At 72.4% G+C, this 14,448-nt stretch carries 12 protein-coding genes; 11 read left to right on the forward strand and 1 reads right to left on the reverse strand.

Annotated features, from left to right (window positions below; genetic code table 11):
• Positions 1-155: 155 nt before the first annotated feature.
• Positions 156-1,109, reverse strand: coding sequence for an ABC transporter substrate-binding protein (locus FGF04_RS09210; protein WP_235882251.1), 954 nt, complete (start codon positions 1,107-1,109; stop codon positions 156-158).
• Positions 1,110-1,417: 308 nt separating this feature from the next.
• Between FGF04_RS09210 and FGF04_RS09215 the strand changes: the two genes are divergently transcribed.
• The 11 genes from FGF04_RS09215 (at position 1,418) to FGF04_RS09265 (ending at position 14,354) form a co-directional block, all read left to right on the forward strand.
• Positions 1,418-2,287, forward strand: coding sequence for an IclR family transcriptional regulator (locus FGF04_RS09215; protein ID WP_149510768.1), 870 nt, complete (start codon positions 1,418-1,420; stop codon positions 2,285-2,287).
• Between the two features lie 155 nt (positions 2,288-2,442).
• Positions 2,443-4,782, forward strand: coding sequence for a CaiB/BaiF CoA-transferase family protein (locus FGF04_RS09220; protein WP_235882252.1), 2,340 nt, complete (start codon positions 2,443-2,445; stop codon positions 4,780-4,782).
• Positions 4,779-5,621, forward strand: coding sequence for an enoyl-CoA hydratase/isomerase family protein (locus tag FGF04_RS09225; RefSeq protein WP_235882253.1), 843 nt, complete (start codon positions 4,779-4,781; stop codon positions 5,619-5,621). Before FGF04_RS09220 ends, FGF04_RS09225 begins: the two co-directional genes overlap by 4 nt.
• 103 nt (positions 5,622-5,724) lie before the next feature.
• Positions 5,725-6,549 carry an SDR family NAD(P)-dependent oxidoreductase gene (locus tag FGF04_RS09230; RefSeq protein WP_149510769.1) on the forward strand — a complete coding sequence of 275 codons (825 nt, stop codon included), beginning with the start codon at positions 5,725-5,727 and terminating at the stop codon, positions 6,547-6,549.
• Between the two features lie 158 nt (positions 6,550-6,707).
• Positions 6,708-7,556, forward strand: a complete 849-nt coding sequence (locus FGF04_RS09235; RefSeq protein ID WP_149510770.1) for an alpha/beta fold hydrolase — start codon at positions 6,708-6,710, stop codon at positions 7,554-7,556.
• Between the two features lie 36 nt (positions 7,557-7,592).
• Positions 7,593-8,447 (forward strand): alpha/beta fold hydrolase, encoded by an 855-nt coding sequence (locus FGF04_RS09240; protein ID WP_149510771.1) that lies wholly within the window; start codon positions 7,593-7,595, stop codon positions 8,445-8,447.
• A complete protein-coding gene (locus FGF04_RS09245; RefSeq protein WP_149510772.1) occupies positions 8,447-9,394 on the forward strand; it encodes an alcohol dehydrogenase catalytic domain-containing protein in 948 nt (315 codons plus the stop codon). The genes FGF04_RS09240 and FGF04_RS09245 overlap by 1 nt, the downstream gene beginning before the upstream one ends.
• Positions 9,395-9,717: 323 nt before the next feature.
• Positions 9,718-10,965, forward strand: a complete 1,248-nt coding sequence (locus FGF04_RS09250) for an aromatic ring-hydroxylating oxygenase subunit alpha (RefSeq protein WP_149510773.1) — start codon at positions 9,718-9,720, stop codon at positions 10,963-10,965.
• Between the two features lie 115 nt (positions 10,966-11,080).
• Entirely contained in the window at positions 11,081-12,493 is a 1,413-nt protein-coding gene (locus FGF04_RS09255; protein WP_149510774.1) for a M20 family metallopeptidase, read from the forward strand.
• Complete coding sequence (locus FGF04_RS09260) at positions 12,490-13,449, forward strand: DODA-type extradiol aromatic ring-opening family dioxygenase (RefSeq protein WP_149510775.1); 960 nt, start codon at positions 12,490-12,492, stop codon at positions 13,447-13,449. The genes FGF04_RS09255 and FGF04_RS09260 overlap by 4 nt, the downstream gene beginning before the upstream one ends.
• Before the next feature lie 179 nt (positions 13,450-13,628).
• A complete protein-coding gene (locus tag FGF04_RS09265) occupies positions 13,629-14,354 on the forward strand; it encodes an IclR family transcriptional regulator (protein WP_235882254.1) in 726 nt (241 codons plus the stop codon).
• Positions 14,355-14,448 lie beyond the last annotated feature (94 nt).

Here is a 14,448-nt window from a genome sequence, read left to right on the forward strand (position 1 = left end):
CGTTGTCTGCATGGTCACCTCGGAGTGGGGTGCTTCTAGGCAGGTCATCGGGGTGCGGGCCCGCGAGTGGGCGAACGCTACTGCCGGGTGAAGGGCACGTGCATGTGCGACGGTCCGCTCAGCGGGACAGTCCGGACACGGCTCGTCGGAGGCGGTCACCCGGCGTGCTGGTCGTACCAGCCGCGCAGCAGCACGGTGTCGTAGTCGGGTGCGCTCCGGATGAGCTTCTGCGCGAGGAGGAAGTCCACGATCTCGCGCGCGGAGGCGACATCGGCCGAGGTCAGGGAACGGGACGCGAAGGAGATCTCGCCGACGCCCTTCTCCGTCTGCGCCACCGGCAGCTGGGCCTGCTTCTGCGCGGCGAGGGCGGCCGCGTGCGGGTCCTTCGTCACCAGCCGGCCGGCCTCCGCGACCACCTTGAACACCTTCCCGGCGAGTTCCTCGTTCTCCTTCAGCCACGTGTCGTCCGCGAGCAGCCACTGCTTGTACGTGACACCGAAGTCGCCGATGGAACCGGCGATGCGGCCGCCCGCCGCGACGCCCTTGGCCGCCCAGGGGTCGAAGAGGATGTAACCGTCGATGTCGCCGCGCTGGAGCATGGTGGGAATCTCCTGCGGCGAGCTCTGCTCGATCTTCACGGAGTCCGGGTCGATGCCGTGGTGCCGCAGGTACTCGTGCGTGGCGTACAGGCCGATGCCCTGGATCGAACCCATCGTCCTGATCTCGCGCGGCGAGGCGACGTCCTTGCGCAGGACGACCTTGAGGTAGCGGCCCGAGGACTGGAAGACGCCCAGGGCGCGCAGGCGCGGGTTGCTCACCATCTGCGGCAGCGCGGTGGAGTCCGCGTTGGCCGACATCTGCGCGGTACCGGCCGTGACCGCCTGGGCCGCGGCGGGCCCGCCCTCCACCTTCACCAGGTGCACGTCGAGGCCGGCCTTCTCGAACATGCCGCGCTCGGCAGCCAGGTACAGCGGGGCGTACGACCCGTCGACGCCGAGCGCGATCCGGACGGTCGGGCTCTTGCCGCTCGCGGACCCCGCCGAGTCGGTGGTGCCCGCGCCGCAGGCGGTGGCGAGGAGGAGCGCGAGCAGGGTGAGCACGGCGCCCACCGGGCGCCGTCTTGTGCGGTGGGGACAGGACATCGGATGCGACCTCCGGGTCGGAATGCTGTCGAGGTGGCGGAAACCTGGCACCCGGGGAGGCCGACGGAAAGCGTGCCGTCCCACCTGGCGGACCGGCACGACCGGGGGGCGTCCACGACGCGACGCGTGGTCAGCGCGTCCGACGCCGGCAGTGTGACGGAAGAGCGTCACCGCGCCTGTTGCCTGATGTTTACACCCCCGCCCCTCTATGCAACACGGCGTTGTTGCACTTCAAATGGCCTGTACCGCCATGCGACGAATTGAGGGGACGGCTAATGGGGTCGTACGCCGACGAGGACGTCCTGCTGCCCAATTCCGTCCTGGGCAAGGCTCAGTTGCTGCTCGCCGCGTTCGAGTCGGGCGCGGACCGGCTGCGGCTGAGCGAGCTGAGCCGCCGCTCGGGCGTACCCAAGGCGTCGGCGTACCGCCTCGCCCGGGAACTGGTGCAGTGGGGGTTGCTCGACCGGCACGGTGAGACGTACGAGCTCGGCATCAGGCTCTTCCACCTGGGACAGCGGGTGCCCGCCTCCGCCGTGCTGCGGACCGTGGCCCGCCCGCTCATGGCCGACCTGTTCACCCGGATCCGCACGGCCGTGCACCTCGCGGTCCTCGACGGTACCCACGTCCTGTTCCTGGAGAAGATCGCCGGTGAGGCCAATGTGCTCACCCATTCGTACGTCGGCGGTCGCCTCCCCGCCTCCTGTACGGCGACCGGTCAGATGCTGCTCGCCCTGGCGGCGGACGGGCCCGAGCGGGTGGCGGCGCTCGCCGACGCGGGGCTGCCCGTACTGACCCCGCGCTCCGTGACGGACCCGCGGGTCCTTGCCCAGCGGCTGTCCAGGGCGGCGCGTCAGGGGTACGCGCTGGAGCGCGAAGGGGTCAGGACCGGAGACGCCAGCCTCGCCGTACCGGTGGCCCTGGCCGGGACGGAGTATGCGGCGCTCTCGGTCACCGGACCGATCGCGCAGGTGTCGGTGGAGCGACACCTCTCGATGCTGCGGGCCGCGGCGGACAGCATCGAGCGCGGCGTGGCGCAGAAGACGAAGGAGAGTCCGTCGTACGGAGCGGCACGCGCGGCGCGCACGGCACGCACGGTACGCGGGCCGAAGCCGGCCGGGGTGCGTCCCGCCCATGCCGTGAGCTGAAGCCTCGCCCGCCGCTGTCTGCGGGCCATGCCCCGGAGCCCGTTCCGGGTCCGGGTCCGGGTCCGGTCAGCAGAACACCCCGGTGGCCCGCCTCCCCTCCCCCGTTGATCGTGAGATTCCGCAAAGGCTGCGGACACGTGAGGGGAGGAGCCGTGGTGGAACCGGACACGGACGCGGCAGCACTGCGCGTGCTCGACCTGACCGATGAACTCGCCTTCCAGGGCGCCCGGTTGCTCGTCGGGACCGGCGCCGACGTCGTACGGACCGAGCCGGGCACCGGGCTCGGCCCGGCGGCCCGGGCGCACTGGCACGCGGGCAAGCGCTGGGTGCCGGCGGCGGACCCGGCCGGGCTCGACGCACTGGCGTCGGCCGCCGACGTCATTCTGGAGAGCGGCCCCGTGGCGCGGCTGCGCGGCCTGCGGGAGGACGGCTCGTCCCGGTGGCCGCACACCGTGCACGTGGTGGTGACGCCCTTCGGGCTGACCGGGCCGCGCCGCGACTGGACCGGCGACGATCTGGTGCTGGCGTCGGCGGGCGGCATGACCTGGCTCGGCGGGCGCCCCGACGGGCAGCCCAAGCCGCCGCCGCGCGAGCAGGCACTGCAGATCGCGGGCGCCCACGCGGCGATCGGGGCGCTGCTGGCCGTCGTGTCGGGCACCCCTCAGCTGGTCGACGTCTCCGCGCAGGAGGCCGTCGCCGCCACGCTGGAGACCGCCGCCCTCGCCTGGATCCACGCCGGGCGTTTCCCCGTACGCACCGGCGGGGTGTACGAGCACGTGGCGCACCGGATCTTCGAGACGGCGGACGGGTACGTGGCCGGGGGTTACTCCGGCAGCAACCGGATGTGGACGGATCTGCTGGCGTGGATGGCCGAGCGGGGCGAGGCCGGTGACCTCTTCGACGAGCGCTGGCAGGACGCCACGTACCGATGGCGGCAGCGTCCCCATGTGGATGCCGTCGTGCGGCGGTTCGCGGCGCCGTGGTCGGCCGCCGAACTGGCCGCGGAGGCGCGGGAGCGGGCCCTGCCGTGGGCGGAGGTCGTACCGGCCGCGCGTCTGACCGACAACCCGCAGCTGCGCGCCCGCGAGTCCCTGGTCACCATCACCGGCGAGGGGCTGCCGGACGGCGGCGTCGAGGACGTCGGCTTTCCGTGGGCGGCGCTGCCGCGACCGGTCACGCTGCCCGCGCTGCACCGGGCGGAGGGCGACGCGCCGTGGCACGGCTCCGGCCGGACGCGTCACAGGGCTGAACGGCCGGGGTCCCGAGCCCTGGAAGGGGTGCGGGTCCTCGACCTGACGTGGGTCCTCGCCGGTCCGTACGTGACCAAGCAGCTCGGAGAGCACGGAGCGGACATCGTCAAGATCGAGTCGCGGCACCGCCAGGACCCCACACGGTTCGCGCCGTCGATGCATCTGCGGCCGGGTTCCGACCCCGACGACAGCGGCTACTTCATCAACTTCAACCGCAACAAGCGCGGCGTCGCCCTGAACCTGCGGACCGAGGAGGGCCGGCGGCTGCTGCGCGAGCTGGTCCCGCACTGCGACGTCGTCGTGGAGAACTTCAGCCCGGGCGTGCTCGCCCGCTGGGGCATGGACTACGCGTCGCTGCGCGAACTCAACCCGGACGTGATCCTGGTGTCGATGGCGGGCGTCGGGCAGACCGGGCCCTGGCGCACCGCCGTCACGTTCGCCGACACGCTCGCCGCGATGTCCGGCCTGGCCGCCGAGACCCGCGACCCGGGCGGCCCGCCGCAGGGCCTGACCTTCGGGCTCGGCGACATGATCGCGGCCAATTCCGCGGTGCTGGCCACGCTCGACCTGCTGGCGCGTGGGCGCGGCGGCCACGTGGACCTGTCCCAGCTGGAGGCGATGGCCGCGGCGATGGGCCCGGCCGCCCTGGAACCCGTCCTGGAATCCGTCCTGGAATCCGTCCTGGAATCCGTCCTGACCGACGGTGGGCCGGAGCCCCGGACCGCCGAGTTCCCGAACCGGTCGCCGCAGGCCGTGCCGCACGGGGTGTATCCGGCGGCCGGGGACGACCGGTGGGTGGCGGTGTCGGTGACCGACGAAGCACAGTGGCACGCCCTGACGCGCCTCGCCGAACTCCCTTGCAGTGACGGCGACTTGGCAGCTCGCCGGGCGCACGAGGATGGGATCGACGCCGTCCTCGCCGCCTGGACGGGCCGGCACGACGCGCACAAACTCGCCCAGACGCTCCAGGCGGAGGGCATCGCGGCGGCGGTCGTGGCGACCGGGCAGGACCTGGTCGAGGCCGACGAGCAGCTCGCGGCCCGCGGCTTCTACCCCGTCCTGGACCACCCCCTCACCGGACCGGTCCGGCACGAGGGCGTCGTCGCGCGGCTGGCCGCGACGCCCGGCGGGATCGACCGGCCCGCACCCCTCCTCGGCCAGCACACCGACGAGGTACTGCGGGAACTGCTGGGCCTGGGCGACGAACAGCTGGCGGCGCTGGCCGCGGAGGGAGTGACCGAGTGAGCGAGGCGAGGATGACACAGGAGAAGCCGACCCAGGAGAAGCCGACCGAAGAGAAGCCGGCCGAAGAGAAGACCTCCGTACTGCATGTGACGCGGGACGGCGCCGTGGCCACGGTCCGTGTGGACCGTCCCAAGGCGAACGCCGTGGACCCGGCGATGATCGAGGAGCTCCTCGCGACCCTGCCGCCGCTGGCCGCCGATCCGGAGGTGCGCTGCATCGTGGTCACCGGCACCGGCCGGTTCTTCGTCGCCGGTGCCGACATCGCCGTCATGCGGGACCTGTCCGCGCAGAACCAGGCGAAGATGCGCCGCTGGATCCACGTACAGCGGATGATCGAGCAGGCCCCCAAGCCGGTCGTCGCGGCGATGAACGGCCACGCGCTGGGCGGGGGCGCCGAGTTGTCGCTCGCCTGCGACCTGCGGATCATCTCCACGGAGGCCACGTTCGGCTTTCCGGAGATGCGGCTCGGGCTGTTCCCGGGGGCCGGGGGCAGTCAGCGGCTCCCCCGGCTCGTCGGCCCCCACCTGGCGAAGCGCCTGATGATCGAGGGGGACAGGCTGACACCGCAGCGCGCCCTGGAACTCGGACTCGTCGACGTCGTGGTGGAGCAGGACGGGTTCGAGGCGACGGTCGCCGAGCGGGCCCGCCGCCTCGCGGCGCAGCCGACCGCCACCATCGCCCTGCTCAAGCGGGTCGTCGACGAGGGGTACGGGCTGCCCATCGAACAGGCGCTGGAGCGCGAGGAGCAGGGTGTGGCCGAGCTGATAGGGACGGCCGACACGGCGGAGGGGCTGCAGGCGTTCCTCGACAAGCGGGCGCCGGTGTTCACCGGGCGGTGAGGCCGGTCCGGCGCGGGTGGTCCGGTGACAAGTTCCGGTGACCGGTTCCGGTGACCGGACCACCCGCATTGGTGTGTTCCCGTACGTTCCGCATGCTCGGCGGATGAATTCCCCACAGCACACCGAGACCCAGCACAGCGAGACTCCGCACACCGAGACTCCGCACACCGACGAAGCCGCGCGGGGCGGGGCCGTGCTCGTCACGGGCGGCACGAGCGGGATCGGCCTGGCCGTCGCGGAGGCGGTGGCCCGTACCGGGCGCCCCGTGGTGGTCACCGGGCGTTCCGAGGACCGCTGCCGCGCGGCGGCCAAGCAGCTCGAAAGCATCGCGGGCGACCGGCAGTCGGCGGTGGTCGCGGACACCACCGACGCCGACGCGCTGGCCGAGGTCGTGCGCCGGGCCGCCGAACGCTGGGGTCCCGTCACCGGCCTGGTGACGGCCGCCGGGCAGCTGGCCCGCGGCTCGGTGCTCGACCTCACGCCCGACGACTTCCGCGCCGCCCTCGACACGAACGTCATCGGCACATGGTTGGCGATGCGCGCCGTCCTGCCCGGCATGCTCGACGCGGGGCACGGGCGCATCGTCACGATCGGCTCCGTGCTCGGCTCGACCGGCGCCCCCGAACGGGGCGGTTACGCCGCCACCAAGGGCGCGGTCGCCGCGCTCACCAGGTCGGCGGCCCTGGAGGTCGCGGGGACCGGTGTCACCGTGAATTGCGTCGCCCCCGGCCCCGTGCGCACCCCCATGAACGAGAGTGCCACCGCCACCGACGCCGCCGCCCAGGCCGCTTTCACCGCCAAGGTGCCGCTGGGCCGCTGGGGCAGGCCCGAGGACATCGCGCACGCGGTGCTCCCGCTGCTCGCCGCCGGCTCGTCCTTCACCACCGGCGCGGTGGTGCACGCGGACGGCGGCTACACCGCGCAGTGAGCGGTCGTCCGGGTCGCCCGGTGGTCAGCCGGGTCGCCCGCTGGTCACCCGGGTCGCCCGATGGGAGCGGTTCGCTGAACGGACCGCGACGCTGGGCCCGCGCCCCGCCCGGTGATGGGCTCGACACCGTCCCCCTGCACTCCCACGGAAGGACTCGCATGTCACCAGCACCGGAGAGCCACTACGCGGACGGCGCGGGCATCCGCTACCACTACCACGACCTCGGCTCGGGGCCCGACACCGTGTTCCTGCACGGCGGCGGCCCTGGCTGCACCGCGTGGAGCGACTTCGGGCCCGTCGCGCACCTGTTCGCGGCCGACCGGCGCTGTCTGCTCGTCGACATCCAGCAGTACGGCAAGTCGGAGAAGTCCGCCATCCAGGGGCCGATGTGGGACCACCACGCGGCGAAGACCGTCGGCCTCCTCGACACGCTCGGCGTCGACCGCGCCGACTTCGTGTGCAGCTCATGGGGCGGCACCATCGCCCTCAACCTCGCCGCGAAGTACCCGGACCGCGTCCGGTCCCTGGTCATCACCGGCAGCATGCCCGTCTTCTACGGGCCGCTCGCCCCGCTCCCGGAGAACGGTCACCGCGGCCGCACGGCCCGCGACGTCTACTACGGCGGCGAGGGCCCGACCCGCGAGAAGATGCGGGACCTCATCACGAAGCTGGAGTGGTACGACGGCACGAAGCTCCCCGAGGAGACGCTGACGCTGCGCTACGAGCAGAGCCTCGACGAGGAGGAGCGCGCGCTGGCGGCCATGTCCGACTCGCCGCGCGGCGACTGGCAGGACCTCACCGAGGAACTGGGGCGGATCCAGGCCCCCACGCTGTTCATGTGGGGCATGCAGGACGCGTTCCTCACCCCGGACTACCCGCTGATGCTGGCCCGCATGGTGCCGAACGGGAACCTCCACGTGATGGACCACACCTCCCACCACCTGGAGGAGGAGCGCCCCGAGGCGTACCACTCGGTGGTCAGCGGCTTCCTCGACTCCTTGAGCTGAACCCCTCCCCTCCCCGACAGCCCCTCGGAGCGCACCATGTCCATCTGGACCGAGATCAGCCCCACCCCCTTCCGCGTCGAGTACGTCGACGCCGCCGGAGTCCCCACCCGCACCCTGCGCGCCGGTGACCCGACCGCCCAGGCCGTCGTCTTCCTGCACGGCACCAGCGGTCACCTGGAGGCCTTCGCGCGCAACATCACCGCGCACGCCGCCTACGACCTGCACGCCATCGACATGCTCGGCCACGGCTACACCGGCAAGCCCGACAAGCCGTACGAGATCGCCGACTACGTCGCCCACCTGATCGACTACCTGGACGCCGTCGGGGTCGACAGCGTCCACATCGTCGGCGAGTCCCTGGGCGGCTGGGTCGGCGCCCGCGCCGCCGTCGAGCACCCCGAGCGGGTGCGCAGCCTCCAGCTCCTGTGCTCCGGCGGCACCGTAGCCAACCCCGAGGTGATGGACCGCATCCGCACCAGCACCAAGGAGGCCGTCACGTCCGACGACATCGAGCTCACCCGCAAGCGGATGCGGCTGCTCATGGCCGACGACGCCTCCGCCACCGAGGAACTCGTGGAGGTCCGGCACGCGATCTACCACACGCCGGAGTTCGTCGCGGGCGTCGACAACCTCCTCTCCCTCCAGGACATGGAGCGCCGCCTGCGCAACCTGCTGCGCCCCGAGGACCTGGCGCGGATCACCCAGCCGACGCTGGTGGTGTGGGGACGCCAGAACCCGTTCGGCGACACCCCCGAGGCGACGGCGCTGCACGAGGGCATCCCCGGCTCGCGCCTGGAACTCTTCGAGAACTGCGGGCACTGGCCGCAGCACGAGCAGGCCGAGCTCTACAACCGCCTCAGCCTCGAATTCATCGGCAAGGCAGCCGGTTGATGCGGGCGGTCCGGTTCCACGCGTGGGGCGCCGCTCCGGTCCTCGACGAGGTGCCCGAGCCCGTCCGCGCGCCGGGAGAGGTCCTCGTCCAGGTCACGGCCGGTGGCGTCTCGCACCTCGACGCGACGGTCGCGTCCGGCGACTTCGAGCTCAAGCCCCCGCTTCCGTACGTCGGCGGTGTCGAGGGCGCGGGCACGGTCCTGGAGGCGGACGCCGACTCCGGTCTCACGCCCGGCACCCAGGTCGTGCTGCGCGGCGGCGGCCTGGGCCTGCTGCGTGACGGCACGTGGACCGAGCGGGTCAGCGTGAAGCGCAAGGCCGTCACTCCGCTCGACGCCCCGCTCGCCCCCGCGGTGGCGGCGAGCTTCTTCGTCCCCGCCACGACCGCGTACGTGGCGCTGCACGACATCGCCCGGATCGGCCAGGACGAGGACGTCGTGGTGGTCGGTGCCGCCGGCGCGGTCGGCGCGATGGTGGCGCAGCAGGCGCTGGCCACGGGTGCGCGGGTGACCGGCGTAGTCGGCCGGGAGGACCAGCTGGCGGACGTGCCGAAGGGGGTGGAGGCCCTGACGCTGGACGACGCGGAAGGTCTCGCCCGGGACCGGCCGGCCTCGCTGCTCGTCGACACGCTCGGCGGCGCGGGCCTGGTCGGCCGTAGCCGGTGGGTGCGGCGGGGCGGACGCGCCGTGGTCATCGGGTACGTGGCGGGTCCGCACGTCGAGCTCGACCTGCCGAGCTGGCTGCTCGACGAGGTGGCGCTGCTGCCGGTGAACATGATCCGCCAGGAACGCCGGGCCCACGAGGTCTCCGGCGACCTGGTCCGACGCCTCTCCGAGGGCGAACTGACGCTGGCGGTAGAGGAGTTCACCCTGACGGAGGCGCCCGCGGCGCTCGCCGCTCTGCGGGCTGGACGGGTGCGGGGGCGGGCGGTCCTGCTGCCCGGGTGACGCCGCGGGGCTGCGCGGCCGTTGCGGGGTGCGGGCGCGTCGTGGCTGGTCGCGCAGTTCCCCGCGCCCCTAAAGACATGCGGCTTCGCCGCTGTGCCCCTGTCGGGGAGGTGCGGCCCGAAGGGCCATGCATCTCAGGGGCGCGGGGAACTGCGCGACCAGCCACAGCGCACCCGCAACACGGACTCGCGCGCCTGCCCCGGGCCGAGCGCGCGGCCGGCGCTCCGGTCGCGGTCCGTTCACCGGAACAGGTTCATAGGCAGGCGTCACGCCGCACCGGATGCTCGTGCCGCACACCCACCGGAGCAGGAGGCCACGACGAGATGACGACGAGCGAACGATCCCCCGCCGCACGGAAGACCGCAGCGAAGGAGCCCGTCAAGGCGCCCCGCGCATCCGCCGAGAAGATCGGCCGGCAGGACTGGTCGTCCTGGCCCCACTACGACAAGGCGGCGTCCGGTTTCCGCGGCTACTGGTACCCGGTCACCTGGGCGAGCCACATCACCGGCGACCCGAAGCCGTTCACGCTCTGCGGCGAGAAGATCACGCTGATCCGCGACAACGGCAAGGCGTACGCGCTGCACGACCGCTGCCCGCACCGCGGCGTCCCGCTGTCGGAGGGCAACCAGCAGTTCCCCGGCACCGTCAGCTGCCCGTATCACGGCTGGACCTTCGACCTGCCCACGGGCAGTCTGTCCGCGGTCATCACCGACGGTCCCGGCTGCCGCCTCACGGGCAAGCTGGGCGTGCGCACGTACGCCGTCGAGGAGCGGCTCGGCATGGTCTGGGTGTACATGCCCCTCGCCGACGAGGAACCGCACCCCATCGACGAGCAGCTGCCCGAGGAGCTGGTGTCGAACGCCTTCGTGATGGGCGGCCGCTTCGATCCGCGGGGCGGCAACTGGCGCTTCGCCTGCGAGAACGGCTTCGACGAAGGGCACGCCAAGTACCTCCACCGCACGGCGCTGTGGCGGCTGTTCAAGCCGATGCCGACGTGGAACATCACGCGGATCGTGCCGGAGGGCCGCTGGATCTACCGCGTCCAGGACGAGGTCTACTGGGAGGCCGACTTCCCGGGCGTGGGCCGCTGGACCAACAAGCGGTGGTGGATGAAGCAGCCGCCGGAGGGGACGTTCAACCTCGGCAACACCGGCGCGACCGACAAGGTCGACCCGGTGATCGAGTCCCAGGGCTTCCCCGGCTTCGCGTCCCTGTCGATGCCGGGCATGCTGCGGATCGCCTACCCCACCTTCATGCACTACGAGTTCTACGTACCGATCGACGACGACCACCACATGTACGTCGGCGTGATGGTCAACTTCAAGCAGGGCTGGGACACCCTCCGCTTCTACGGCAAGTACCTCGGCGCCATCCGCTGGCTGTTCCACGGCCAGTTCTCGGGCCAGGACGCCTGGATGGTCGACGTGACCGACGCGCCCCCGGAGAAGCTCTACCGCCCCGACGTCTCCCTGACCGCCTGGCGCAACCTCGGCGAGGAGGAGTACGCGAAGAAGCTCGCCGCCGCCGGCGTCACCGAACCCACCGCGGACACCACCGGAACGGAGGCCTGATCATGGCCCGCACCCTGGTCAAGATCCTGCTCGGTGTCGCCGTCGCGGTGGCGCTGCCCCGGGCCAAGCAGTTGTTCGCGGAGAAGACGATGACCCAGGTCCACCGGGTCAACCAGTGAGCGGCGACGCACCTCTCGACGGACCCGGCGAGCCCTCCGGACTCTCCGGGCTCTCCGGGCTCGACGACCGCCGTCGCACCTGGGTGACGGAGGCCTGGGGGCATGTCACCGACGAGCGGCTGCGCGAGCTGATCGTCGGCCTCGTCGGGATCGCCAGTCCGACCGGCGACGAGCGGCCCCTCGCCGAACACATCGCCGGGACCCTCGCATCGGTCGGACTGCGCGCGACCTGTCAGCCGCTCGACGCCCGCCAGGCGAACGCCTGGGCCCGCCTCGAAGGCGACGGCACCGGACCCGATCTGATGCTGTACGCGCCCATCGACACCCTGACCGTGGGCGACGAGAGCGAGGACGTGCCCTGGATCGGGCCGAAGCTGCGCGAGGACATGCGCCCCGAGGCCACCGTCTACGACGACCTGGTGACCGGCCTCGGCGCCTCCAACCCCAAGGGCCACGCGGCCTGCGTGATGATGGCCGCCGAGGCGATCGCGCTGGCCGGAGTCCCGCTGACCGGCGATCTGGTGGCCGCGTTCGGCGCCGGCGGCATGCCGACCAACGCCCGGCCGGGCAGCGACCGGCTCAACACCGGCCAGGGGGCGGGCTGTTCGTTCCTCCTCGAACAGGGCGTCCACACCGACTTCGCGGTCATCGCCAAACCCGGCTGGACCGTGTCGTGGGACGAGGTCGGCCTGGTGTGGTTCGAGGTGACGGTGCACGGCACCCACACCTACGTGGGCTCGCGCCACCGGCTCCCGTACGACAACGCGATCAGCCGCGCCGGCGACGTCGTACGGTACCTGGAGGAGTGGTTCGCCGAATACGCGAAGCGGCACACCGGCGGCACGGTCGCGCCGCAGGGCATCGTGTCGTCGGTGCGGGGCGGCTGGCCGCGCATGGCAGCCGTGACCCCGGCGGCGTGCACGCTCCGCGTCGACCTGCGCATCGCCCCGGGGACGACGCCCATCCGGGCGAAGCGTGAATTCACCTCGGCCATCTCGGAGTTGAAGCGCTCGATGCCGGGGCTCGACGCCACGGTCGAGATGATCCTCGCCGTCCCGGGGACCACCACCAGCCGGGAGAGCTGGATCTTCCGCAGCGCGGTCGCCGGATGGGAGGCCCTCGAAGGGCGCCCGCACGAGGCCGCGAGCGGCAACAGTGGCGCGACCGACGCGAACATCCTGCGCGGGCGCGGCATCCCGACGGTGCGCGTCGGCATGCCGAAGGTGGCCGAGGCGCCCTTCGACATCGACTTCGCCCGCGGCATGAACACCGTCTCCGTACGGGAGATGCAGAAACTGACCCGCCACCTGATCCGCACGGCGGTCGACACCGTCACCCGTTCCCACGCGGAGTGCGTCTCCGCCACGGGGTCCGGGCCCGTCGTGGAGCCGGAAGGAGCAACGGCATGAGCGAGATCGTGCTCGGCGTGGGGGCCTCCCACAGCACGCTGATGAACACGCACTGGGAGGAGACCCTCCACAAGGACCGGGCCGAACGCTTCCGTGACGCGCTGCGCGAGGCCCGCGACGAGCTGGCCCGGACCCGCCCCGACACCGTCGTCCTGATCGGCTCGAACCACTTCCGCGGGTTCTGGCTCGATCTGATCCCGCCGTTCACGATCGGCGTCGGGGAGTGTGTCGCGAGCGGTGAGTCCGGGACCCCGAAGGGCCCGCAGCCGGTCGACGTGCCGCTCGCGCGGCACATCGCCGAGTCGCTGGTGGAGAGCGGGCGCTTCGACCCCGCGTTCTCCGCCCGGCTCCAGATCGACCACGGGCAGTCGCATGCCATCCAGTACCTGCTCGACGGGCTGGACGTGGAGATCGTGCCGCTGGTCGTGAACGTCTTCGCGCATCCGCTGCCGACCCTTCAGCGGTGCGAGGAGCTGGGACACGCCGTCCGCGAGGCCGTGCACTCCTTCCCCGGCGACCGGCGGGTCGCGGTGGTCGGCTCGGGCGGGCTCTCGCACCGGCTGCCCTGGCCGGACTGGCGCGAACCGCACGGTGACGACGAGGAGTTCATGGTCGGCGCCTGGCTAGACGGCCGCGCGAACTGGCAGAAGTACGACGCCCGCCGCCGCGAGATCATCCGGGCCGCCGAGGCCTCCCTCACCCCGGAGTTCGACGACGAGTTCCTCACCCTCCTCGAACGCGGCGAGGCACATCGCCTCACCACGTTCACGTCCGAGGAGCTGGAGAAGGCAGCGGGCAACGGCGCGCAGGAGCTCCGGACGTGGCTGCTGATGGCCGCCGCCCTGGAACACGCGCCCGCACGGCGTCTGGCGTACGAGCCGATGCCCGAGTGGCTCACCGGGATGGGCGTCGCGGTCATCGACCCGGCGGCCGTGGACGCGGGGCAGTCGACATGAAGGCGCCGGCCGACGTGGCGCCGGCCGGTCCGCGCCCCCTCGGCGTCCCGGCGCAGCAGGGGCTCATGGTCTCCGCGCACCCCGCCGCGCCGCGATCCGGGACGGTGCGGGCCAAGGCGGTCAGGGCCGATGCGGGCGGTGCGGAGGCAGGCGGTGCAGAGGCGGGTGGTACCGACCCCATGAACTCCGTTCTGGGGAAGGTCCGTCCGATCCTGGAGGCCTTCACCTCCGACGACGCCGCCCTCTCGCTCGCCGAGCTGGTACGCCGTTCGGGGGCGGCCAAGGCCACGGTGCACCGGCTGGCCCAGGAGCTGGTCACCTGGGGGCTGCTGGAGCGGGAGGGGTGCGACTACCGGCTCGGACTGCGGCTGTTCGAGCTGGGGCAGCGGGTGCACCGTCAGCGCATCCTGCGCGAGGCCGTGCAGCCGTACATGGAGGATCTCCTCCTGATCACCCGGGAGACCATCCACTTCGCCATCCACGACAGCCTGGACGTCGTCTACCTGGACAAGATCTTCCCGCACCGCGGGCTGAACGCCGAGTCCCGGGTGGCGGGCCGGCTGCCCCTGTACTGCACGGGCACCGGCAAGGCGATCCTCGCGTACTCGCCGCCGTCGCTCTTCGTCGACGTGGTCCGGGGCGGCCTCAAGCCGATCACCCGGCACACGGTGATCTCGCCGGGCCGCCTGCGCGCCCAGCTCGACCGGATCCGGGAGGAGGGCATCGTCCTGGAGTCCGAGGAGATCAGACTCGGTTACGCGAGCCTGGCCGTTCCGGTGTTCGCCGGAGACACGGCACCGGTGGGCGCGTTGTCCATCACGGCGCCCACCTACCGGATGGATGCGGCCGGATACGCGACGGCCCTGCGGACGGCCGCGCTCGGCATCGGGCGCTCCCTGGCCTGAGCGCTCCGCGGCCGCGCGGGTGAGGGGTACGGGACACGTAAGTACGCGCGCGAAGGGGTCCGCCGAACGGCGGGCCCCTCGCCGCGTCGTGCGG

The sequence above is a fragment of the Streptomyces apricus genome (assembly GCF_008369065.1).
GTDB classification, from domain to species: Bacteria; Actinomycetota; Actinomycetes; order Streptomycetales; family Streptomycetaceae; genus Streptomyces; species Streptomyces apricus.

Excerpts from the sequence above, each read along its gene's own strand:
- FGF04_RS09215 (WP_149510768.1), top strand. The coding sequence starts at position 1,418 with ATGGGGTCGTACGCCGACGAGGACGTCCTGCTGCCCAATTCCGTCCTG.
- FGF04_RS09245 (WP_149510772.1), top strand. The coding sequence starts at position 8,447 with ATGCGGGCGGTCCGGTTCCACGCGTGGGGCGCCGCTCCGGTCCTCGAC.
- FGF04_RS09235 (WP_149510770.1), top strand. The coding sequence starts at position 6,708 with ATGTCACCAGCACCGGAGAGCCACTACGCGGACGGCGCGGGCATCCGC.
- FGF04_RS09250 (WP_149510773.1), top strand. The coding sequence starts at position 9,718 with ATGACGACGAGCGAACGATCCCCCGCCGCACGGAAGACCGCAGCGAAG.
- FGF04_RS09230 (WP_149510769.1), top strand. The coding sequence starts at position 5,725 with ATGAATTCCCCACAGCACACCGAGACCCAGCACAGCGAGACTCCGCAC.
- FGF04_RS09260 (WP_149510775.1), top strand. The coding sequence starts at position 12,490 with ATGAGCGAGATCGTGCTCGGCGTGGGGGCCTCCCACAGCACGCTGATG.
- FGF04_RS09240 (WP_149510771.1), top strand. The coding sequence starts at position 7,593 with ATGTCCATCTGGACCGAGATCAGCCCCACCCCCTTCCGCGTCGAGTAC.
- FGF04_RS09265 (WP_235882254.1), top strand. The coding sequence starts at position 13,629 with ATGAACTCCGTTCTGGGGAAGGTCCGTCCGATCCTGGAGGCCTTCACC.